This window comes from Phaeovulum molybdatiresistens, assembly GCF_023544865.1.
Classification (GTDB): Bacteria; Pseudomonadota; Alphaproteobacteria; order Rhodobacterales; family Rhodobacteraceae; genus Pontitalea.
The window spans coordinates 22,759-43,272 of record NZ_JAMJFX010000019.1 but is presented as its reverse complement, the minus strand read 5'-3'; the positions used below and the strand labels follow the sequence as shown (position 1 = coordinate 43,272).

Here is a 20,514-nt window from a genome sequence, read left to right as displayed (position 1 = left end):
TTCCCCGCGTGGGAAACAGGGGGCTCACGCCCCCTTCTCGAACTTCATGACCGGGATCCCGAGCTTCTTGGCTTTGTCGGCAAGGTTCTCTTGGATGCCATTGCCCGGGAAGACGAGGACGCCCACCGGGAGCACGTCGAGCATCGCGTCGTTGCGCTTGAAGGGCGCGGCCTTGGCGTGCTTGGTCCAGTCCGGCTTGAAGGCGACCTGCGTCACGCCCCTCGCCTCGGCCCATTTGGCGGCGATGAGTTCCGCGCCCTTCGGGCTTCCCCCGTGCAGCAGGACCATGTCGGGATACTTGGTCCGGACCTGGTCAAGCTTGCCCCAGATCAGGCGGTGATCGTTGAAGTCGGTCCCGCCGGTGAGGGCAACCTTGGGGCCTGTGGGCAGCATCACCTCGGTTTCCGCACGGCGCTTGGCGGCCAGGAAGTCGCGGCTGTCGATCAGCGCGGCGGTCATATGCTGGCGGTTCACCATCGATCCGGTGCGTGGCCTCCAGGTCGATCCCGTGTGATGGACAAACTCGGTCGCGGCATGATCGCGCATCAGGTCCATGCAGTTGCGCCGTTCGATCAGGGTCAGGCCTTCGGCCGTCAGGCGCTCAAGCTCGGTGGATTTCACCTCGGAGCCATCCTGCTCGCGCTGGACGCGGCGCTGCGCCTGCTCGTTCTCATCGAGCGACCGCTCGATCCGGGCCGTGGCGCGGTGGAAGAGGTTGACCTGTCCCCAGAGCACCTCTTCGAGGTCGGGTTCCATGCGGGTGTCTTCGAGGGTCGCAACGAGGGCGTCGAAGATGTCTGCGACGGCGACCGCGAGGCGCTGCCCATCGGGCATCGGGCGCGGATCGGGCTCGTCAAAGGGGCGGTAGCCATAGAGCTGCAGCTCGTCGAGCGCATGGGCGGTCTGGGACGCGGTATGGGCGGGTTCATACGCGTCGTCTTGGGTGTGGATCGTCATCGGTTCTTGCCTCCGGGCTTCAACTCGTCCGCGCGTCATCCCGCGCGGCCTTCATGGGCTGCGAAAGCCGTCACGGGGGCCGCCCCTTCACCCCCTTTCGGGGCCGGAACGCATGTGGAGGAGGACGGGGGGCGGCTGATTTGCTTCGCGATGCAAAGGCGGCTCTGCCGCCGGCGGAAATCAGTCGCCCCCCGTCCTTGAAGGGGCGGCACCTTTGACGGCCGCCTGCCCATCTCTTGAAGGCCGCTCGGGGGACGGGTGGATGAGATTGCCCGGGATGAGGCGAAGGTGATGATCTACACCCGCGACAGGAGTCCATGCCCCCTGCCCCCCTGTTACCTGACCGCCCCCTGCGCGATGCAGCTCAGCCTGACAGGCGATGCCGATCCAATGGCCCAATCTGACTTGTAAGATGCTGGCGCAGCGTCTCTTTGCCGTTCGCCCGGAGATCATCGTTGAAATCCCCGAGCCGCGGTTCCAGCACCCGCACGCGCACCCCGACCTCGGAGGCTCTAGCGCTCAACTTCTCTGCCGCGCGCTGCCCGGCCGGATCGCGGTCGATGGCGATGTAGAGGCGCTGGAGCCCCTCCGGCAGCAGGACGGCCCCGAGGTGACCCGATGAGAGCGCCGCCCAGGCGGGAAGGCCGGGCATAACCTCGACAAGGGACAGCATGGTCTCGATGCCCTCGCCGACCACGAGGATGTCGTCATGCGGGGTCAGCCTGACGGCATTGCCGAGGAGGTGACCCATGGCACGCCGCTGCGTCTCGACCCGCGCCTTCCCCTGACCGTCAGGCGCAAGCCAAGTGCGATGCAGGCCCTGCAAGGCCCCTGCTCCATCGGTGACCGCAGCGATCAACGCCGGTCTGGGGAGGCTCCGCGTCTGGCCCTCATCCCGATGCCAGCACTTCGGGTGGAAGCGAAGGGCGCTCATCCTGCCGCCTTGGGTCAGGCCCCGGGAGCGGAGGTAGGTGTCGGCAAGCGTGCCTGCGACCGGCGCCGAGGCTGCGAAGAGCCGCGCCGCCGCCGCTGGTGTACCACCGGGGGCCTTGGCCTTCTTTGGCACGGGTGCATCCGGGAGGACCGGCTGCGGACGGCCCAAATGCACCCGGGCCTCGGCCAGAAGATCGGGAAAGCGGGAGATCCCGGTCCTCTCGCGGATGATATCGAGAAGATCACCATGCTCGCCCGTGGCGCCGTCCGTGAACTTGCCGGCCGCGCCTGGCCCGGAAGCAGGCCCGGTCAGGCGCACGAAGAGCGACCGGCCGGGATTGTTCTGCAGGTCTCCGACGATCCAGTAGGACCCTTCCCGCCGTCCGGCGGGAAGGTAAGCGCGACACACGCTCTCTGCGTTTTCCGCAAGAGCGCGGATCACATCTTCGGTCTCGGAATACATGGCTCAACAACCTCCGCGCGCATGTAGTCCCGTCACGGGACAACGTGCAAGCAGACGATCAAGTACGGCGATGCCGTCTGAGTCCGTCGGGCAGAAGAGGCGCAGCTTCCAGCTGATGATCTCCGAGAAGAAGCCATCGGCCTTCAGCCGGTCCTTGGCTGCTTCGGTGAAGCCGGAGAGCTCGATCCGGTTCACGCCCATGACGCGCGAGCGGTGCAACTCCATCCCTTCGGCCAGCCGCACCACGGTCTTGCCTTCGAGAACGAGGGCATGAACCTGTGCGGCTGTCAGCTGCGGCGCGTCAGCGGCCAACGTGGTCGCGACCCAAGACGGCGAGACACGGCGACCGATGATGCGCTGCCCATCGTCGGTTTGCAGCCGGTAGACGCGGGTCTCATCCTGGGGGAGTTGCTTCCAGATCGGAAGAAGAAGACCCGCTACGATATGCAGTGTGGTTTCCGAGAACTCCGGCACTTCGGCCAGTTCCGCGGTCCACGCGGCGGTAAAGGCCGCGCGATCGGCTTCCAGCCAGTGGGTGTCCTCCATGATCTTCGCCGGAACCGTGCTCGCCTCGGTCGGGCGGACCAGCCGCAGGCGCGGTTCAATGGTGCCATCGTCGAGCATCAGACTTGTGGCGGGCACCTGCACCGCGGCCCGGCCCGAGCGGCTGTTGACCAGCGGGCGTGCTTTCGGGTCATCCAGCCAGTCGAGCGCATCTGCGAGCGCAGTTGGCGTGTTGCGGCGCTTTTCCGCGATGGTTAGCAACTGGGTTTCCGCGCCGGAGCCGGGATGAGTGTAGATCACCTTCGCGTCCGTGACCCGGAAGCTCTCGGCGCGCAGCGTCTCGAGCCCGAGGTCATAGACCCCGGCAGCGATGGCGCCCTCAATGCGCTGGTCCAGCAACTCCTCGAAGGCCGCGAAGAGCACGGCCTGCATGTCAATCGTCAGCGCGAGCAGACGATTGAGGAAGGTCGTGATCGGCGGCAGGTCGTCTTTCAGCCCATTGTCATCGGTCAGGCTGAGACCGGTGGCATCCTCGAAGGCCCCGAGCGAGCAGCCTGCCACATCGCCGCGATAGAGGCGGCGATAGAGCTGGCGCAGAGCGTCCCGGGCATATGGGCTCTCGAGGTTGTCCTCGGGGCGGAACAGCCCCTGCCCGCCGGTCTGGCGCTGACCGCGCGTGATGGCGCCGAGCGTGTCGAGGCGGCGGGCGATGGTGGAAAGGAACCGCTTTTCTGCCTTCACATCCGTCGCCACTGGCCGGAAGAGCGGCGGCTGCGCCTGGTTGGTGCGGTTGGTGCGGCCCAGACCTTGGATGGCGGCATCAGCCTTCCAGCCCGGTTCCAGAAGATAGTGCACCCGAAGGCGCTGGTTCTTGGCCCCAAGATCGGCGTGGTAGCTCCGCCCCGTGCCACCCGCATCCGAGAAGATCAGGATGCGCTTCTGGTCATCCATGAAGGCGGCAGTTTCCGCGAGGTTGGCCGAGCCCGCCCGGCTTTCCACGACAAGCCGCGCCGCAGGGCACTCGTCCTTGCGCACGATGCGGCGCGAACGGCCCGTGACCTCGGCCACGAGATCGGTGCCGAAGCGCTGGACGATCTGGTCGAGCGCCCCCGGCACGGGCGGAAGCGAGGCCAGTTTCTCGATCAGCGCGTCGCGCCTGCGGGCGGCCTCGCGGCATTCGACCGGCTGGCCATCCCGCACTACGGGCCGGGACGACAGATTGCCCTCGCTGTCGGTGAAGGGCTCGTGGAGCTGCACCGGGAAGGAATGGGCGAGGTAGTCCATAACATACTCCCTGGGAGTGATGTCACAGCGAATATCGTTCCATTCGTCGGTCGGGATTTCCGACAAGCGGCGCTCCATCAGCGCCTCGCCGGTCGAGACGATCTGGATGACGGCCGCATGGCCTGCCGCGAGATCAGCCTCGATGGCCGCGATCAGCGTGGGGGTTTTCATCGAGGTCAGCAGATGGCCGAAGAAGCGCTGCTTGGCACTCTCGAAGGCAGAGCGCGCGGCGGATTTGGCCTGGCGGTTCAGAGTGCCGCTCTCACCCGTGATGTTCGCCGCCTCCATCGCGGCAGCCAGATTGTTGTGGATGATGGCGAAAGCCCCGGCATAGGCATCATAGATGCCGCGCTGCTCGGGCGTCAGGGCATGCTCGAGCATCTCGTACTCGACGCCATCATAGGACAGCGACCGGGCTGTGTAGAGCCCGAGCGACCGCAGGTCGCGGGCGAGGACCTCCATTGCCGCAACCCCGCCCGCCTCGATGGCCTCGACGAACTCACCGCGCGTCGCGAAGGGGAAATCTTCCCCGCCCCAAAGCCCGAGACGCTGTGCATAGGCGAGGTTGTGGACCGTCGTCGCGCCCGTGGCAGAGACATAAACCACGCGGGCATTGGGCAGCTTGTGCTGCAGGCGCAGGCCCGCCCTGCCCTGCTGCGAGGCTTCGGTATCGCCACGCTCGCCCTTGCCGCCTGCGGCGTTCGCCATGGCATGGCTTTCGTCGAAGAGGATCACCCCGTCGAAGTCAGGCCCCAGCCAGTCGACGATCTGGTCGACGCGGGATTTCTTGGCACCCCGCTCTTCAGAACGCAGCGTGGCATAGGTGGTGAAGAGGATGCCCTCGGTCAGCGGAATGTCGCGGCCCTGCGCGAACCGCGACAGCGGCGTCACCAGCAACCGTTCCTGACCGAGTGCCGACCAGTCGCGCTGTGCATCCTCGAGCAGCTTGTCGCTTTTCGAGATCCAGAGCGCCTTGCGGCGGCCTTGGCACCAGTTGTCGAGCAGGATCCCGGCCGACTGTCGGCCCTTGCCCGCCCCCGTGCCATCGCCTAGGAAAAACCCGCGCCGGAAACGGATGGCGTCGGGATCTTCGTCCTTGGCGGCCGAGACCGTATCGCCGGTCTCATCCACAGACCAAGACCCGGCAAGATGCGCGGAATGCGCCTCGCCAGCGTATATCACCGTCTCAAGCTGTGCGTCGGAGAGCAGGCCGTCGCGCAGGACGACAGCAGGGAGTTTCGGACGGTAGGACGGTTTGGGCGGTGCCACCGAAGCCATGGCGGCTGATTGCACCAGCTTGGTCGGGTGGGGTTCCGCGCCGGGGATGTCGATCGCCTGCAGCCGGAAGGTCTCATAAATGGAATCTGACAGGCGCGCGCTGCCCCCGTCCTCGGTCGCATCCCGCAGGCTATAAGCGAGGTCTGCGGCCTCGATATGTGGCGCTGTGTTGGTGGGGGGTGTTGCTGGCGTGGCGCCCGATGTGCTGATAGCCGTGCGCGTGGTGCGGGCAGGATTTCCCGGGAAGGGGGAAGTGGGGCCCTGCCCGGCTGGTGCGACCTGCGCCAGCGCAAGGCGCGGGGGGAGGTGGGCAGAGATCAGCGAGAGCAGACTGGCGACATCAGGCGATATCGGGAGCGCCAGATCGACGTTGATGCCGCCCGCCTCGCCACCGCGACATTTGTCGAAGACCGAAATCCGCGTCGCAAAGCTGGTGCCGTGCTTGGCGAAGGCAACACCAGAGACAGCGCCTGTGAAAACCAGATGCGCGGACTCGGTTAGGCGGTCGAAAGTCTCCGCCCAAGCCGGAGCGTCGGGCGCGAAACTCGCACCCGTGATGGTGACCAGCAGCCCACTAGGGGCCAGCCGGGCAAGCGCCGAGCGCAGATGCCGGGCCGTCGCCTCGGTCGTCCGACCATCGACGTTGGCCATGGCTGAGAAGGGCGGGTTCATCAGGATGACGCTCGGGCGAACGCCCACATCCAGATGATCGTCGATCTGGGCGGCGTCGAAACTGGTGACGGGACGCCCCAGAAAGAGGAGGCGCAGAAGGTCGGCGCGGGTGGCGGCGAGTTCGTTCAGCACGAGGCTGCCGCCCGCGATCTCTGCGAGGATTGCCAGAAGCCCGGTCCCGGCCGAAGGCTCGAGGACCAGGTCACGGGTCGTGATTTGCGCTGCCGCCATTGCAGCCAGCCCCATCGGCAACGGCGTCGAGAATTGCTGGAACCGCTCCATCTCCTCCGAGCGCCGGGTATGCGTCGGCAAGAGGCCCGCCACCTTGTCGAGGATCGGCAGCAGTGCCGAAGGCGAACCGGTCCGGGCGAGCAGCGCGCGGCCGAACTTCCGCAGGAAGAGGACAAGCGCCACCTCGCCCGCCTCATAAGCGAGCTTCCAATCCCAGGCACCGTCAGCATCGGAGCCGCGAAAGGCGCGCTCCATCTCCAGCCGCAGACGCAGTGCGTCGATCTGGAATCCTTGGGCCAGATCGGGCTGCAGCGCCTCGGCAACGGCGAGGATCGCAGGCGCGGGATCGCAAGATGGAACAGGAACGGTAGGCGCAACAGGCGCGAGATAGGTCATCGGGAGACTCCGGAATGAGGGACAGGATCAGCCGCGGACGCCCTCTCTCGGGCACCCTCAGGCCTGATCTTCCCCGGCCACCCTCTTCCTCTCGAACCGACGCTTGGCAGTCGCTCAGCTTGATTTTGTTCTTGTTATGTTCTATATTGAGGATCAAGCCAGTAAGGGAGTTTCCCAATGGACAGCACCACATACGCCTTGCCCGCAACGCCCAAGCAAATCGCCTATGCGCGGTCGCTCGCTCTGCGTAACCAGACCCTCCTGCCCTGGGAGGTCCAGCAGGACCGCCGGTCGCTCAGCGCCTGGATCGAGGCGCAGGCCCAGCTGAAGCCGGTCTCCGACATGGACCGGCTGCCGACCTCGAAGCAGGTCGCCTTCGCGGAGAAGCTCGCCCGCATCAAGCGCCGCGCCGTCCCGGATGAATGCTTCCGCGACAAGGGGCTGATGTCGAAGTGGATCGACGGGAACAAGTAGACCCGGATCAGCGGGACCGCGTTTCCTTCAGAAGTCGATCCAGATGGTCTCGGTGCGCTTGCCTGCCGTGCCATCCTTCCGAAACCGTGGTCCTTCGACGATGAAAAATGACCGGTTTTCGGTGATGTTCATGCTCGTCCGAGAGACTTGAATGCGCGTGATCTGGCCCTTGTGTGATTGAACCAGGACGTCGCCCAAGGCGATGCCCAGAATGGAACAGCACAAATCGGCTCGTTCGGCCTCGATCTCTTCACCCCAACGCTCCATCTCGTAGGACAAGCGCTCCCATGCCCTGCGCGCATTCAGCATCGGACGCTCTCCCCCGAACCAGATGCGGTCCGCGATGGCAATCTGATCGTCCGGGATATCCCGCTCCAAGGCATAGGTGCTGCGCTCCAGCATCTCGTGCACACGTTCAGCCTCGATCAGGGCTCGTAGACGGGGCCAATGCTGTTTGATCCGCACGCGGCCAATCGCTGGCGGGATTTCCACTTCTTTCGATGGCATCAGGTCGATCGGCATGATGTCACGCAGGGCGACCTTCTCGGTCTTGAAGGTCTCGGTGTCAGCGCCACGGTAGTGAGGTGCGGTCATGGTGCAATCCACCCAGAGTTGGGTGGCCGACACGCAGAGCTGACTGCGGGCTGTCGTGTAGTTTTCCGAAGAATAGACGTGATGCGCTGACCAGGCGTGATCGAGTGTCACGAGCGGCATGACGACATGCGCAAGCTTCTGATCCCGCACCAACATCGCCAGCTGGGCTATACGCTCCTGCAAATGCGCCGTCAGTCGGATCAGGATGGACGGTTCTTTCCGGTCCTCATCGAAGCAGCGGTCGGCGCGGGGCAGAACAAGGACCTGTGGCTTTGCCACCGAAAGCATCTTGTCGACAAGACCCGCAAGGCTTTGCGTGACGCCATGGCTCAACGCGACATCGACATCGCCATTCTTGATCCAGACGAGATAGCGGTTCTGGATGAGGAGCAGCAGCTGTGTGGCGATGTCGGGAGGTATGTCCCTGATCTGGTTGGATACGACCTTTGTGGTCCCAAGGTCGCCCCCCTTTGCCAGGAACTCCTGAAGCGCCTGGTCGATGAACTTTCGCTGGATCGGTGAGAGGCCGATGGCGCCCGGACGTGGTCGTGGTCGCGCGAGAGCTTTACGGCGTTCCTCGATTTCCTCGCGAAATGCCCGAAGCGGAGGACGCAGTGGCGCTTGGCCTGCTTCTACGCGCGCCCAGTATCCCCGGGGCGGTTTCGGCACTTGAAGGCGCGCGCAGAGCTTGGCAACGGCAACGTCCGAGATACCCATGTCACGCGCGACCTCCACGGTCGGCTTCTCCCAAATGAGCGCAAAAAGCTCCTCGCGCGATATGTCCATTCTCATTGTCCGGCGTCCACAGGCTTTTGTTCTCAATAAGACTTTTGAAATTCACAGGCCATGACTTCGCCCTGCCTAAGGAAAGGCGCCGCACGAAGCGGATAACGACTTAGGCGGGAACAAGTGGGAGTGGCGATCTAGGAAGATTTGGAAGCTGCGTTGGCCCTTCTGGCGATGTCAGCGCAGCGGTCCATCAAGTCGCCAAAGGGCTCTGGTGTTGTTGCAAGCAGGCCGTCCTCGGCCATCCGGCGGTAATCTTCAGCGAGAGCGTCGAGGGCTGCACCACTTGGGGCCAGCTGGAGTTGACCACAGGTTGCGGCGCCGTAATCGATCCACGTGGCATCCGCCGCCTTCTCTGCAAAGAACATCGTCTTGTGCCGGGCGACAGCGGTCGCAAGCGCGCGATCTCCGATGGCCGCAGCGGCGATGCCCGCATCGTCCAACCGGGCGACATCATGCCAGTGTCGGGAAAAGCGATCCCCTCGCATACGGTTTTGCAAACAGAAGACGTGGATCGCTGTCGCCTTTTCCCAGAACGTCCGTTCCGCATGCATCACGCGCGGGCGGGCAGTGGGAAACTCCACGCCTTCGATCACCGACGCGGCATCGCAAACGATATCGCGTGGGGATGCGGGCTCTCCGGTAGAACGCGCGCCGAATTCCAGCATCACGCTCGGAGAAACGTATCCCGTGCCTTGGGCGAGGTGCGGGTAGTCGACGAACAGCTTGTCGCCGTCAGTCCGAAGCCTGGCATCGATCCCTTCCCGATCAATCGCCTGCTGCAGGATCGGCTGGACGGTCCCAGCCACCCATTCAGGCAAGGCCTGTCGGACACGTTTCGACCAGCGCCGCTCTTCGCTGGATGTGGCGGGCATGGCGTTTTCACGGCCCTCGAGCAGATCCGGGATCAGCGCTCTGATATCGAAGGTCAGATCCACATCCTCGGAAAACCGGTCAATGATCCGGTAAGCCTTCGACAGAGAGGTGCCGCCCTTGAAGACGAGGTTTGTGCCGATGGGCGATCCAAACAGTTGCTGGATCGCCCAGACCACCCAGACGTCCTTTTCGAGGAGATGGGCTGGTCGGCCGAGCCGATCGGCCGCGACACCAAGAGCATCCAGTCGGTCCTGGCCGCCGAGGCCCAGGAATGCCTCAGCCATGGACCATCTCTCCGACCAATCGTGCCAGCCAAGTCGGAAACTGCGGCGCGGCGGACATCAGTTCGGTCTTTGCCGTCTCCGTGAGCTTGGATCGCAGGATTTGCAGAGCCTTGGGAGCCTCATCCGGTCCAAGCCATGCCAGAGCGCGGACGGCCTGGCCTGATGTCTTGCTCCCAAGGGCCAACTGCCAACGCGGCGCATGACGCAGTTCGACCGCTTGCCGGCCAAGGTGCAGCATGCGGCTTCGACCGGAAGTGAGGTAAACCGACTTGACCGGCACCTGTGTCGTGAGGCCCAGAGCGTTTGCCGCAGCAGCACCGCTCGGGACGATCGTCTCGCCCCGCTGCACTGCGAGCGCTTCAATCGCTTGTTCAGCCGACGGACTGCGCGGACCAAAGCGTGTCTGGACGGGGCGCATGTAGATGCCGCGTCCTGCTCGGATCAACTCGCCGCGCGCGGCCAGACGCGACAGTGTCTGATCGACCGCCGCGCGCGAGCCAAGGTGCAAGAGCCCCTTCGCTGCCAAGGGCACCCCCTCCGGCAACGTCGTCGCAACATTCATAATGCTCTCGGCCATGCGCTCCATGATCGCTCCTTTGTCAGAAACATACGCGATTTTCTGACAGTTTTCAACCGTGCGCTCTCACCCGAACCGCCGCCCAGCTTCGGTGAAGGTGTACTCGTTGACGATGATCCCCTCCTCGATTGCATCATCCGAGGTCAGGTGGTCGTATTCAGCCTCAAGCTGGCGGTAGAGCCAGCGGGCCAAATCACGCAGCGCCTCGGTCACGATCTCCTCGGCGTCCTCGGTCGGCGGCTGCCAGGTTGGGCTGTCGCGCGTGAAGTCCACCGACATGGTGTATTCGTGGTAGTAGCGACCACGATGGCTGACCTCGGAGGCGAGTTGGTAGAAGTTCCGTCGCTGGATGGCCTGCAGCCGGTCAGCGATGCCATGGAGCGTCGCGTCGGTCGGGGAGTAGTCCCGGATGCGCGCGGCCGCGCCCTTGGCGTGGGACCAGTAACCTTCGAAGCAGGCCCCGTCGCCCTGGCTCCAAAAGCCGGAGAACCAGATGCAGGGCTTGGCCCGCGTTCCGCCGCCCATCAGTCGGACGGTAGTCGTCTTCAGGCGTATGCCGAGGATTTCGCAGATGCGTTCGAAATCCTCATAGACCGCGTCCCACCAATCGTCATGGGGTCCAAGCTCGCGATACCAGCTGCGCGCCTTCTCCTTGGCGGCATCCGAGAGTTCGGGGAACTGGTAGACGGTGGTGCAGATGACTTCAGGCATCGACGTCCTCCCCGTTGAGAGCGCCGGCCAGCCATTCTTGCGTGCTGGTCCAGCCGATGGATTTGCGTGCGCCGAGATCGATGACATGCGCGCCGCCGCCGAAGGCGTCGAGGCGCGGTCGGGAGCAGGTGAGGGTATACTGGAAGCCCCACAAGCCGGTGAGGTCGAGATCGTCCGCGAGGCGCATCACGAAGCGGATGACAGCTTCGACATCGCCGTGCTCGTCGTCATGGATCCAGAGGCTGCTACCTTCCGGCGCGTCCTGGCGCACGAGGTCAAAGCCCGAGACCTCCGGATCGCCGGCGTCTTGATCTGCGGCACGCAGTTCCTGGAACAGCGCGAGCGCGCGGGCAGCCTTGTCAGGGGTGCCAACGTCGAGCAGGCACGAGAAATGGGTGAAGTAATCCGCCATGGGGACCTCCTGAATGGGGAAGACCCGGCCAAGAGGCCGGGCACTGGAATGGGTGAACGGATGAGTGGGTGCGATCAGCCGGTTGGCTCGTCGCCCGCCACCTGTCGCGCGGCATGCGCGCAGAGTATCTGCCGGTAGAAGCGCTTGCGCGCAGCCCGGAAGCCGCGCACGGCGCGCGTGTCGGGGTGCAGCGCCCGGACCGCCGCGCGCAGGACGGCGTAGGGCGAAGCCGTCACAGGAAGGCCGAGGCGCTGATAGGCCGGATCGGTCATCTCAGGTGACCTCGACCACGGGAGACGCAAGATGCGGATCGACCAGCGCCTCGATCCTCGCGGTCCGGCCCATCCAAGGCTCGGGCCGGATGGCATTCACCCAATCGGCAAAACTCGGGATGAAGCCGAGATCTTCCTTCACATGCTGCTCGCCGACCCAGCGGGTAGGAATGATGCGCCCGGTCGAGAGGGTGAGGGTCGGGCCGAAGATCGTCTCGGCCATGAAGATGCCCTCGGCATGGTGGCGTAGCGCCCGGTGCCGGAAGTCCGCTGTGATCTCCTTGCTGGCATCGAACCAGGTGTGCACGGCGATGAAGTCGTCGACCGTGCCACCCCATTTCTTCATCGAGGAGAGGGCGTGGTGATAGGGATGTGCCATCGCCGCCCCCTCAGAAATCGTGGGTGTAGAGTTCGGACGAGGTGAAGCGCTCGTTGAACTCGAGGTGGATGCAGCGGGCCGCGGCGTCGAAACAGAACTCGCCCCACGCGCCGTCGTTGTTTTCCCAACCGCCATGGGTGTCGGAGAGGAAGTCGTAGGCCAGCTGCTCGACGACATCTTCGAGCGAGAGCTGCCGCATCTCGACCTCGGGGTCGTCCCAGGTCAGCGCGGCATACTCGATCTCGGTCGCGGGGAACTCGACCGCGGTCTCGCCGGACCATGCGCCGATGCTTTCGATCTGGCCACTGTCACCGGCACCGTCGAAGGTCACGGTGACATGAGTGATGCCGGCGGCCGTGAGACCTTCAAACAGGCGGTCCTTGTTGCCGGGGCGCAGCGCTTCGATGCGGGCTGCACGTTCGGCATGCGCCGCGAAGATCCGGGCCATGTCGACAGTCGGGGGCGCCATCGGGGGCGCAAGGGTGGGTTCAGTCGGGATCATCGGATGTCTCCGGTAAGAGGAAGGGATCGAAGCCGGGCCGGGCGATCTCTCTCCCCCGGGGCAAGCTCCAAATCCCCCCTGCCCTCCTCTGTCTCTCGGGCCTCACGCTGCGACCTGCAGCGCCCGGGCGGCGAAGGCGCGCCAGAGCGGGTCGACGAGCCGCGCATCCAGAAGATCGGCGCGGTGGCGCAGCCGAACTGCCAGATCGGGCTCACCCCAGGCGGCCGCGCGGCCTGCCTGCGCGCGCAGCTGGCTTGCCTCGGTCACGACGCCCCGCGCCTCAGCCGCACTCGTCACCGGGTGGCACCAAGCGACAGCTTGGTCGCTGGCGGCCCCGGCCAGCACAAGGCGTTCGTCGCGATCGAGGATCGCCAGAAGCTGGGGTGCAGCCTCCGGGTCGATCCCCTCGGCATGGTCCATCGCACCCTGCATGGCCTCGGCCAGCGTCGCGAAGCGGGCGAGGACCAGCGCGGCGGCCCGACCCGACAAAAGGTCGGCCGTAGCGCGGCGCGACAGGGTCAGGGCGAAGGGATGATTGGGATCGTTGTCACCCGAGGGAAAATGCGGTGGGACGCCTTGAGCATAGGCGGTCGGGTGGATCGGCAAGGGCTGGTCGAACATGGGAGTATCTCCGACGGCGCGGGAAGCCTCTCTCCCCGCCTCATCCGTCAAAGACCGAACCGCCGCCCTCTTCCTCGAAGGGGCAGCGGTGATGGGTCCAATGGGTCCTCAGAGCTTGCCGAGGGCCCGCAAGCTCAGCTCAGTTCCGGCGCCGACGATGATGTGATCGTGCAGCGTCAGCCCGAGATACTTGCACCCCTTCTGGATCTCCTTGGTCATGCTGAGATCGGCCTCCGAAGGCGTCGGATCGCCGGACGGGTGGTTGTGGATCAGGATCAGCGCGCTGGCGTTCAGCATCAGCGCCCGCTTGATCACCTCTCGCGGATAGACCGGGACATGGTCGACTGTGCCGGTCGAAAGAAGCTCATCGGAGATGATGCGGTTCTTTCGGTCGAGGTAGAGCACGTGGAAGCGCTCGATGGGACCGCGGACGGTGAGCGCACAATAGTCCATCAGCGCCTGCCAACTGCCAATCACCGGGTTCTGACTGAGGTAGCGGCCGAGGATGTCACGGGCTTCGAGGACGATGGTTTCTTCCTGGGGGGTCATGGGGGTCTCGCTGAAATGCGCAGGCCGAAGCCCCCTGCCCTCTCGGGACGGGGCCAGTGGCATGCATGTGGAAGGGGAAAGCGCGACCGCCGCGCGCGAGGGCGGTCGCGATGTCGAGCCCGGCGTCAGCCGACCCGGTCGAGAAGCTTCTTTGCGCGCCCCTCCATGTCGAGGCGGGCATCCTGCTGGGTCTTGTCGCGGGCAAGCCGCGTGATGCCCTGCACGAAGTCGAAGATGCTCTCGGGCGGGCGGCCCTCTTCCATCAGCACCTTCTCGATGATCTTGCCGGATTCGGCTTTCGAGAAGCCGTGCTTGCGCAGGAAATCCGCGCGGTCTTCGTCGCTGCGCGCGACGACCTGCTGCCGCGCCGCCTTGATGCCGTTCACGAAGCCCTGCGGCGAGGAATTGGCGAAGCGCGTCAGCGCGGGCGCCGCCTCATGCGCGAAGCGGGAAGCGGCGTATTTCGAGTGGCGGATCTTGATCTCCTGAAAATCCTCGACGCCCCAGAGGTTGCGGTTCTGGCACACGGCCCGCAGGTAGAAGCTCGCCATGCCGAGGGTCTTCGCGCCAACCTCGGAGTTCCAGCAATAGAAGCCCCGGAAGTAGAGATCAGGGGAGCCGTCCGGCAGCCTGCCCGCCTCGATCGGGTTGCGGTCGTCGACCAGAAACAGGAAGACATCGCGGTCCGAGGCGTAGAGCGTGGTCGTGTCGCGGCTGATCTCGACATCGGGGTTGTAGACCCCGGTCGACCAGTCGAGCACACCCGGCACCTTCCAACGCGTGTCGCCCGTGCCATTGCCCGCGATGCGCTGAACCGCCTCGACCAGCTCGAAGTCATGGATGCGGCCATAGTCGGGGCCGGTCACCGCCCGCAGTTCGGTGCGACCGTCTTCCGTCTCGAAGGTCTTCACCTGCTCGGCGCGGTGGTTGGTCAGGCCGTATTGCAGGTTGATCCCCGCCAGCGGCGCGGGCAGCTGCCGCAGGTAGGAGGCCGGGGCTCCGACGATGCTGGCAAGCTGGCCGAAAGCCCAATGCGTCGGGGCAACCGGTTCATGTGCTTTCGGCAGCATCAGGTGCAACCGCTCCGGGTTGTCGCGCGCGGCCTCGACGCGGATGTCGGCCGTCTGCACGACCCGGCTGCGGCTGCGCTCGGAGCGGCCCTTCACATTGGCCCAGAGATCGTCGAGCGACAGATAACGCTCATCATCGGGCCGGTTGAACCATTCGGACGACACTCGCCCGTTCCGCTCACCCCGGCTCACATCCACTTTCCAGCCACCCGCCCGCACTGGCTGAACCGGATCCAGAACTTCCACAACGCCCATCGGCTATCTCCCGCGACGGGCGCCGGGAGCCACTCTCCCAACCCTCAACCCGTCACCGGGAAACCGGCACTCCTCTCACTCTGACGAGGTGGCACGAGGACCCTGTTGAAATAAGGTGCGGCTCAAGTTATCTTAGCCGTGCTCGGGGCATGAGCATGGCACTCGCCGTTCCAAAGCTGCTGGCAGCATTGCTTGAAGATCTTCTACAAACCCCATCAACAAGCACAAGCATTCAGGCTTGATGGGCGGTCGGCGAGTGACGCTCGATGATCAAGCTCGGAGACTGCTATGTTGATATCTGAAATCCGTCCAAGCACGGTCGCTGGCGTAAAGCGACTTGCCTCACAGCTGAAGAAGCAGCACGGGATCAAACATTCCGATGCTCTCGATCAAGCATCAAGGGCTGCGGGAAAGGCGAATTTTCGTCATGCGCTTCGCTCATTACCAAGAGCCGGAAATCGCCCAGAAATCCATTATGTGCTGTTGACCATTTATTGGAGCGATAAGGACCGGCGCCACCAGTGTGGCAGAGAAACGCTGAAGATTGACCTCAGTAAGCCAATCCATGAGATTTGTTCTAAAAACTCTCTAAAATACGTTCGTGGTTTCGGGAACCTTCGCATGGTTGCCGATGATCACTTCGTTTGCGACAGCATTGCCCCTTCGCAGGAATATGCTCGGGAAAGGCTTTGTACTGCAGAACGCTCTCTTCGATTTATGGAGTGCACAGGTCTGCGTCCAAGCCGTGATCTGCGGAAATTGGACACTCGCGGTCACAACAATGAAAAGCTGCCAAATCTTGACCATTCTACAGATTGGTTTGACCCTAGTACCGGGCAATACTTTTTGATCGACGAGCCCTACTCGGGTGCGCCGGACGAAAAAGAGCGCACCGCTTGGGCGAAGCGCAATGGTTGGCGAATAGAAAAAACATCGTGGCCAGGCATGTACCGACCTTACGACTGCGATCTCTATGTTGCTACCAATAGCCGGTACGACTCTGATATCGAAAGCATCGTCAAACGGATCAATGATATGCCAAACCCGCTTGTCGCTGAAAATTGGGATGGTGAGTCGTCTTCATCATGGGACACTTTCTGCAGCCCGATGGCAGAGACAGCGCAAGACAGACGTCGTGCGCGATGCAAAGGAATGATCTATCCATCGGCGAGCAAGGCAACTGTTCCGTACAATTTCAATCCTGGAACGTCCCGACGCCGCCCAATCGGTGAGCTTGGAATAGAGGGACACATCGAGGCGGGACGAATTATCAAGGGAGTACTGCGATCAGAATTCGCGCCATACGGCGCTCGTTCGCGGATGAGTTCGCTACGCTCAGATTTGGAGGATTGGCTAAGTCTCGAAATAGGTCGCGGCCAGCTTGAGGGCCCCGAATTTTTCGACGTGTACTATCGCGAGAACGATGCAGACAAGTCGCATCAGGTGACGCCCAGGTCCTCTGCTGAGGTCGTCGCGTCACTAGACGTACTACGGAAGAAGTTGGCAGCAGCCTATCCGAACTGCGCGCCACTTCGTCAGCAATTGCGGCGGATTGATATATCTATCGCAATGACAGAGAGTGCTGCCAAAGCACCACGGTAGCTGTTAACGGCGGATTTGACGCGCGAATTCCCGGCGGGTTGTCCCGCCGGGCCCGAGGGGGAGACCCCGTTCTTCAGAACGGGATCTCGTCGTCGCGGTCGACCAGCTCGGGGTTTTCGTTCTCGGCCGACTTCGGGCGGCTCAGGAAGTCGACCTTCTCGGCGATGATCTCGCAGCCGTAGCGGTCGTTCCCCATGCTGTCGATCCACTTGGTGTAGTGGATGCGGCCGTGGACGAGGACCTTCATGCCCTTTTCGCAATACTCCGCGACCGTCTTGCCGAGACCGTTGAAGCAGGTGATGCGGTGCCATTCCGTGTCCATGACCCGGTAGCCGTTCTCGTCGCGCAGGACGCGACCTTCCGAGAGGCGGGGGCGGGAGGTGGCGAGGCTGAAGTTGGTGATCTTGGTGCCGCCCTGGGTGGTGCGGACTTCGGGGGTCTGACCGATGTTGCCGGCGAGGATGACGATGTTCTGCATGATAAGCTCCTGTGTGTCCTGTCTTCGGGACCGTCCCTTCGACAAGACCCGGAAAAAGCCCGTCGGGTGACGCGTGCACGGTGGCCGGAACGGACGCCGGAAACCCCCTGAGGACCGGGGTGGAGCGGGCAGCCCCAAAGGGGCAACACGGCCTGGACTGACGCGGGGTTGCGCGCGAGAGCCCGAACGGGATTAGGGGATTGTCAGTCGAAGGGATGGCCCAGAAGACAGAGATGCGCGGGGAGCCCATGCCAGACCCTGTCACCCTGCCCATCGGGACAGCCTGACCCCAGTCCAGCACCTCACTGGCGGCGACGACGGTGATCACCAGCCTTTGCCACCCCTGCCCTTGCCTTCCGGGAGTTGCGGCAACCTGCCGCGACGGGCTATCGATAACGGGACATTCAGGACACGGAACGCATCAATGGCTGATTACGATCTCGAGGCACTGTCGCTCGGCGAGCTGAAGAAAATGCAGAAGGACGTCGCCAAGGCAATTTCCACATTCGAGGACCGGCAGAAGGCGGAAGCCCGCGCCAAGGTGGAAGCTCTCGCACGGGATCTGGGCTACTCTCTGGCCGAACTCGTCGGGCCCGAGACGAAACCCTCGCGCGCGCCAGCAGCGGCGAAGTACCGGCACCCTGAGAACCCGGCGCTCACCTGGTCCGGCCGTGGGCGCAAACCGCAGTGGTTCGTCGAGGCTTTGGAGGCGGGAAAGACCGCGAGCGACCTGGCCATCAGTTGAAGGCTTGACCTACACGATCGGCCCGAAACCGCCGTTCGCCGAGATGGCTCACGCTGCAGCGCAGCCTACCAGAACCGGACATCGATCCCGTCGGAGGGTGGCCACATCATCAGAGCCCCTTGACGGCCACAAACTAGGGCCTGCACATCAGTCAACTAGAAGCGCGAAAATAGCAGGAGATCTTGATTGAGTTGGCCGCAAAATTGTCGCTCGGCTTGCCCGCCCTTCTAATTCTACTCCTCTATGAATGACGGCTGGCCAACGCTGTTTTCACCGTCGTGCTCGCCTCTTTCACCTCCTTCGCAACGCTTCTGGTTTTCAAGCGAATGATGATCGAAGAGACAATGAATATGACAAGCGGTAGTACCAAGCAGTACAGGCCAATTCCCGTAACAAAAGCGCAATTAATTACTTGGGATTGCAGCGCGGTTGCATAAAAAACCGCCGCAAGGCAAGCGCTCAGCAGCACTAGAGATGCTGCAAAGAGCGAAGAACTCAGGGTTTCCAACCCAATCTCGGCTGTAAGCAGTTTGGCTTCTAAATTGCCCGCGACGTGAGAGCAGTTTGTGAGACTGTTCTTGTTGACCAAATTCCTGATCGATCCGACTCGCCTCCTGAGAGTGGCCATTCGGCCCGCGCCGACGACCTGCACCACGGCAAGCCCCAAATACAACCCAGCGCCAACGCTGAGAACGCTCAACATACCGCCCAGCGTGTGCGCTTCCGCGTTGCAAGCGGCCCAGAACGTCAATAGGGTATCCACAAATGCGTTCAGTACAGTCACTTCAATCAGTCCTCGACAGCCGCCAGATGAGCCTTAGTTGCCTATCTGAGCGAAGCGGTTTGAGTAAGTCCGAAATCTCGGCAATTCTCAACCGTGACCGAGCGCCTGACAACGACGAACTGCTTGCTCTTGCTGAAACTCTACACGTTCCGCCCCATGCTCTGTTTGCCGAAGTCGCACCACAGCTTTCGCTTGTTCCTGACTTTCGAAAGGCAAATCCAGCCCCGTCATTGATGCCTGACGGAGTGATTGCCGCCATTTCATATGTGGAACGGCTCTCACAATCTCTTGTTGCGCTTGATGTTGATCTTTCGACCGATCAGCGGCTCAATAAATACACTGGCGATCTTACCAAGAAGAACGCCGCCAAGCTTGCTAAGGAATGGCGATCTGAGTGGGGCCTAGCATTCTCAGATCAACTTGAGATGCGCAGTGCGCACAAAGTCTACGCCCATTTGCGCGACTTCATCGAAGGGCTTGGCGTATTCGTAATTCATCGCCGGTTTGATACCGATCTGTACTCTGGGGCATATCTCCAGGTTGGCGATGGGCCGCACACGATCCTGATCAATACAGGCGGGTCGAGTAAAGCGAGAAAGCTGTTTACCTTGGCGCATGAGTTTTGTCATGTCTTGCTGGGGAAAACAGGTGTTTCGAATGCCTCAGTGCGTAAGAATAAAATCGAAACCTTCTGCAATCAATTTGCAGCGTATTTGCTGGTTCCGACGCTCGGTCTGAAACAGGCCATCAACAGATTCCGATATACCCCAAAGTCGAACTGGAGTCACATCCGATTGTTAGCCGGTAATATCGGCGTCAGCTTGCAGTGCATCGCACTGCGGCTCGTCGATATCGGCGTGTGGTCAGGGTCCGATTATGGCGCTTGGATGGGGCAGTACACCGGCGTAACACCAAAGGAGGATACCGAGGACCCGCCGGGCGGCTCTGGGGGGCAAGACAACTCAATACAGACGAAACGCACCCAATACGGTTCGTCGCTGATAAAGGCTGTCGCGGCTGCAAAGCGCGATGGTCTGCTCGACAAATTCGACGTGTATCGGCTCATTGGGTTGAAGCCGAAATATCAAGCCGAAGTCTTGGGGGAGTAGTGGCTTGCCCAAGAACAAAGTGTTGGATGCTAAGTACCTGATTGATCTCAATGGTGTAGAAGAAGCCCTGTCCACGCAGAATAACTTCGTCCGCGACACGTTCGTGGACGCTTTGGCTGACGGTCGCCTGAGAATCGCCAAGCGGACAAGCAATGAACTCAAGGATTGCGACGAGGAACTCTACGCGGAGTTTCAGCAGATCGGGACGAAACGCTATATCACGCCGAAGGTGGCAGAGCAGAGCATTCAAGCAGACCTCATCGTTGAACACGGGGGCGGCCTCCTGGGTGGGTTTCCACCTGAGGACCGCTTCGAAAATATCGCAATCTGTCTATCGCAGGGTTTGAAAATGGTCAGCGCAGGGAAGCCACTAAAAGACTACAAGTCGATTGGCAAGAAGTGCAAACTGAATGGCTTCACGGCGATGACGCTTACTGAATTCGCCCAAGAAATCGCCTGACAAACAACGCATCTTCTTCGGGAGTGCATATCTCGTTTCAACTCTTGAATCCCGCCGGGGACCTACCGCTGGCAAACCCACGGTTCCTCGCTCCCGGATGCCGTCATTCCGCCCTGCAAGAACGCCAAGCCTTGGAAGACCGATGGAGCTGTTGCGCGCAATGAGGCTCTGGCGGAATGTCCGCTTACTCCGCAAGGCCATTGTGCGTTCGCCGCTGCCGCGAACTTCCGGAAACCGCCCATACGCACCACGATCT

21 protein-coding genes are annotated in these 20,514 nt (G+C 62.7%); 5 read left to right on the top strand and 16 right to left on the bottom strand.

Annotation, left to right across the window (positions count from 1 at the left end):
* Positions 1 to 24: 24 nt before the first annotated feature.
* The 3 genes from MXB90_RS12970 to MXB90_RS12960 all read right to left on the bottom strand — a co-directional run bounded on the left by MXB90_RS12970 (position 25) and on the right by MXB90_RS12960 (position 6,718).
* Positions 25 to 957 carry a DUF2493 domain-containing protein gene (locus MXB90_RS12970; protein ID WP_250045579.1) on the bottom strand — a complete coding sequence of 311 codons (933 nt, stop codon included), beginning with the start codon at positions 955 to 957 and terminating at the stop codon, positions 25 to 27.
* A gap of 364 nt (positions 958 to 1,321) precedes the next feature.
* Positions 1,322 to 2,353 (bottom strand): DUF7146 domain-containing protein, encoded by a 1,032-nt coding sequence (locus tag MXB90_RS12965; RefSeq protein ID WP_250045577.1) that lies wholly within the window; start codon positions 2,351 to 2,353, stop codon positions 1,322 to 1,324.
* Between the two features lie 3 nt (positions 2,354 to 2,356).
* Positions 2,357 to 6,718: a strawberry notch-like NTP hydrolase domain-containing protein gene (locus tag MXB90_RS12960; protein WP_250045576.1), complete on the bottom strand. Its 4,362-nt coding sequence runs from the start codon at positions 6,716 to 6,718 to the stop codon at positions 2,357 to 2,359.
* Positions 6,719 to 6,895: 177 nt separating this feature from the next.
* On the opposite strand from MXB90_RS12960, the gene MXB90_RS12955 reads away from it, so the two are divergent.
* Positions 6,896 to 7,192: a hypothetical protein gene (locus MXB90_RS12955; protein WP_128515242.1), complete on the top strand. Its 297-nt coding sequence runs from the start codon at positions 6,896 to 6,898 to the stop codon at positions 7,190 to 7,192.
* Positions 7,193 to 7,219: 27 nt separating this feature from the next.
* Here MXB90_RS12955 and MXB90_RS12950 read toward each other — a convergent pair whose 3' ends face one another.
* The 11 genes from MXB90_RS12950 to MXB90_RS12900 form a co-directional block, all read right to left on the bottom strand.
* The gene (locus MXB90_RS12950; RefSeq protein WP_250045574.1) at positions 7,220 to 8,572 is read right to left on the bottom strand and encodes a hypothetical protein; all 1,353 of its coding nucleotides are present in this window, start codon (positions 8,570 to 8,572) and stop codon (positions 7,220 to 7,222) included.
* Between the two features lie 137 nt (positions 8,573 to 8,709).
* Complete coding sequence (locus tag MXB90_RS12945; RefSeq protein ID WP_250045573.1) at positions 8,710 to 9,732, bottom strand: nucleotidyl transferase AbiEii/AbiGii toxin family protein; 1,023 nt, start codon at positions 9,730 to 9,732, stop codon at positions 8,710 to 8,712.
* Positions 9,725 to 10,318, bottom strand: a complete 594-nt coding sequence (locus MXB90_RS12940) for a DUF6088 family protein (RefSeq protein WP_250045572.1) — start codon at positions 10,316 to 10,318, stop codon at positions 9,725 to 9,727. Before MXB90_RS12940 ends, MXB90_RS12945 begins: the two co-directional genes overlap by 8 nt.
* Positions 10,319 to 10,375: 57 nt before the next feature.
* Positions 10,376 to 11,020, bottom strand: coding sequence for an antitoxin of toxin-antitoxin stability system (locus tag MXB90_RS12935; protein WP_250045570.1), 645 nt, complete (start codon positions 11,018 to 11,020; stop codon positions 10,376 to 10,378).
* Positions 11,013 to 11,432, bottom strand: a complete 420-nt coding sequence (locus MXB90_RS12930) for a hypothetical protein (protein ID WP_250045569.1) — start codon at positions 11,430 to 11,432, stop codon at positions 11,013 to 11,015. The genes MXB90_RS12935 and MXB90_RS12930 overlap by 8 nt, the downstream gene beginning before the upstream one ends.
* Before the next feature lie 74 nt (positions 11,433 to 11,506).
* Positions 11,507 to 11,704, bottom strand: a complete 198-nt coding sequence (locus tag MXB90_RS12925) for a hypothetical protein (protein ID WP_250045568.1) — start codon at positions 11,702 to 11,704, stop codon at positions 11,507 to 11,509.
* Between the two features lies 1 nt (position 11,705).
* Positions 11,706 to 12,083 carry a DUF6915 family protein gene (locus MXB90_RS12920; protein WP_250045566.1) on the bottom strand — a complete coding sequence of 126 codons (378 nt, stop codon included), beginning with the start codon at positions 12,081 to 12,083 and terminating at the stop codon, positions 11,706 to 11,708.
* 10 nt (positions 12,084 to 12,093) lie between these two features.
* Positions 12,094 to 12,585, bottom strand: coding sequence for a DUF6878 family protein (locus tag MXB90_RS12915; RefSeq protein WP_250045565.1), 492 nt, complete (start codon positions 12,583 to 12,585; stop codon positions 12,094 to 12,096).
* A gap of 102 nt (positions 12,586 to 12,687) precedes the next feature.
* The gene (locus MXB90_RS12910) at positions 12,688 to 13,206 is read right to left on the bottom strand and encodes a DNA repair protein RadC (protein ID WP_250045564.1); all 519 of its coding nucleotides are present in this window, start codon (positions 13,204 to 13,206) and stop codon (positions 12,688 to 12,690) included.
* A gap of 108 nt (positions 13,207 to 13,314) precedes the next feature.
* Positions 13,315 to 13,755, bottom strand: a complete 441-nt coding sequence (locus MXB90_RS12905) for a JAB domain-containing protein (protein WP_037275716.1) — start codon at positions 13,753 to 13,755, stop codon at positions 13,315 to 13,317.
* A 125-nt stretch (positions 13,756 to 13,880) separates the two neighbouring features.
* Positions 13,881 to 15,080 (bottom strand): DUF932 domain-containing protein, encoded by a 1,200-nt coding sequence (locus MXB90_RS12900; RefSeq protein ID WP_250045563.1) that lies wholly within the window; start codon positions 15,078 to 15,080, stop codon positions 13,881 to 13,883.
* A 288-nt stretch (positions 15,081 to 15,368) separates the two neighbouring features.
* Here MXB90_RS12900 and MXB90_RS12895 point away from each other — a divergent pair, with 288 nt between their 5' ends.
* Positions 15,369 to 16,682, top strand: coding sequence for a DUF5623 domain-containing protein (locus MXB90_RS12895; protein ID WP_250045562.1), 1,314 nt, complete (start codon positions 15,369 to 15,371; stop codon positions 16,680 to 16,682).
* Positions 16,683 to 16,755: 73 nt separating this feature from the next.
* Here the strand turns inward: MXB90_RS12895 and MXB90_RS12890 are convergent, their stop codons facing one another.
* Complete coding sequence (locus MXB90_RS12890; RefSeq protein ID WP_250045561.1) at positions 16,756 to 17,160, bottom strand: single-stranded DNA-binding protein; 405 nt, start codon at positions 17,158 to 17,160, stop codon at positions 16,756 to 16,758.
* A gap of 424 nt (positions 17,161 to 17,584) precedes the next feature.
* Here MXB90_RS12890 and MXB90_RS12885 point away from each other — a divergent pair, with 424 nt between their 5' ends.
* Positions 17,585 to 17,905 (top strand): H-NS histone family protein, encoded by a 321-nt coding sequence (locus MXB90_RS12885; protein ID WP_250045560.1) that lies wholly within the window; start codon positions 17,585 to 17,587, stop codon positions 17,903 to 17,905.
* Between the two features lie 241 nt (positions 17,906 to 18,146).
* On the opposite strand, the gene MXB90_RS12880 is transcribed toward MXB90_RS12885, so the two are convergent.
* On the bottom strand, positions 18,147 to 18,689 hold the full coding sequence (locus tag MXB90_RS12880; RefSeq protein WP_250045559.1) for a hypothetical protein: 543 nt from the start codon (positions 18,687 to 18,689) through the stop codon (positions 18,147 to 18,149).
* On the opposite strand from MXB90_RS12880, the gene MXB90_RS12875 reads away from it, so the two are divergent.
* Both MXB90_RS12875 and MXB90_RS12870 read left to right on the top strand, forming a co-directional pair.
* A complete protein-coding gene (locus MXB90_RS12875; protein ID WP_349665910.1) occupies positions 18,671 to 19,798 on the top strand; it encodes a helix-turn-helix domain-containing protein in 1,128 nt (375 codons plus the stop codon). The two genes, MXB90_RS12880 and MXB90_RS12875, sit on opposite strands and share 19 nt — an antisense overlap.
* A 4-nt stretch (positions 19,799 to 19,802) precedes the next feature.
* Positions 19,803 to 20,258, top strand: coding sequence for a hypothetical protein (locus tag MXB90_RS12870; protein WP_250045557.1), 456 nt, complete (start codon positions 19,803 to 19,805; stop codon positions 20,256 to 20,258).
* Positions 20,259 to 20,514: the final 256 nt, after the last annotated feature.

What these genes read in the sequence shown, in the direction of transcription:
- MXB90_RS12970 (WP_250045579.1), bottom strand. Translation starts at nt 957, where the DNA reads ATGACGATCCACACCCAAGACGACGCGTATGAACCCGCCCATACCGCG.
- MXB90_RS12965 (WP_250045577.1), bottom strand. Translation starts at nt 2,353, where the DNA reads ATGTATTCCGAGACCGAAGATGTGATCCGCGCTCTTGCGGAAAACGCA.
- MXB90_RS12960 (WP_250045576.1), bottom strand. Translation starts at nt 6,718, where the DNA reads ATGACCTATCTCGCGCCTGTTGCGCCTACCGTTCCTGTTCCATCTTGC.
- MXB90_RS12955 (WP_128515242.1), top strand. Translation starts at nt 6,896, where the DNA reads ATGGACAGCACCACATACGCCTTGCCCGCAACGCCCAAGCAAATCGCC.
- MXB90_RS12950 (WP_250045574.1), bottom strand. Translation starts at nt 8,572, where the DNA reads ATGGACATATCGCGCGAGGAGCTTTTTGCGCTCATTTGGGAGAAGCCG.
- MXB90_RS12945 (WP_250045573.1), bottom strand. Translation starts at nt 9,732, where the DNA reads ATGGCTGAGGCATTCCTGGGCCTCGGCGGCCAGGACCGACTGGATGCT.
- MXB90_RS12940 (WP_250045572.1), bottom strand. Translation starts at nt 10,318, where the DNA reads ATGGAGCGCATGGCCGAGAGCATTATGAATGTTGCGACGACGTTGCCG.
- MXB90_RS12935 (WP_250045570.1), bottom strand. Translation starts at nt 11,020, where the DNA reads ATGCCTGAAGTCATCTGCACCACCGTCTACCAGTTCCCCGAACTCTCG.
- MXB90_RS12930 (WP_250045569.1), bottom strand. Translation starts at nt 11,432, where the DNA reads ATGGCGGATTACTTCACCCATTTCTCGTGCCTGCTCGACGTTGGCACC.
- MXB90_RS12925 (WP_250045568.1), bottom strand. Translation starts at nt 11,704, where the DNA reads ATGACCGATCCGGCCTATCAGCGCCTCGGCCTTCCTGTGACGGCTTCG.
- MXB90_RS12920 (WP_250045566.1), bottom strand. Translation starts at nt 12,083, where the DNA reads ATGGCACATCCCTATCACCACGCCCTCTCCTCGATGAAGAAATGGGGT.
- MXB90_RS12915 (WP_250045565.1), bottom strand. Translation starts at nt 12,585, where the DNA reads ATGATCCCGACTGAACCCACCCTTGCGCCCCCGATGGCGCCCCCGACT.
- MXB90_RS12910 (WP_250045564.1), bottom strand. Translation starts at nt 13,206, where the DNA reads ATGTTCGACCAGCCCTTGCCGATCCACCCGACCGCCTATGCTCAAGGC.
- MXB90_RS12905 (WP_037275716.1), bottom strand. Translation starts at nt 13,755, where the DNA reads ATGACCCCCCAGGAAGAAACCATCGTCCTCGAAGCCCGTGACATCCTC.
- MXB90_RS12900 (WP_250045563.1), bottom strand. Translation starts at nt 15,080, where the DNA reads ATGGGCGTTGTGGAAGTTCTGGATCCGGTTCAGCCAGTGCGGGCGGGT.
- MXB90_RS12895 (WP_250045562.1), top strand. Translation starts at nt 15,369, where the DNA reads ATGTTGATATCTGAAATCCGTCCAAGCACGGTCGCTGGCGTAAAGCGA.
- MXB90_RS12890 (WP_250045561.1), bottom strand. Translation starts at nt 17,160, where the DNA reads ATGCAGAACATCGTCATCCTCGCCGGCAACATCGGTCAGACCCCCGAA.
- MXB90_RS12885 (WP_250045560.1), top strand. Translation starts at nt 17,585, where the DNA reads ATGGCTGATTACGATCTCGAGGCACTGTCGCTCGGCGAGCTGAAGAAA.
- MXB90_RS12875 (WP_349665910.1), top strand. Translation starts at nt 18,671, where the DNA reads ATGCGTTCAGTACAGTCACTTCAATCAGTCCTCGACAGCCGCCAGATG.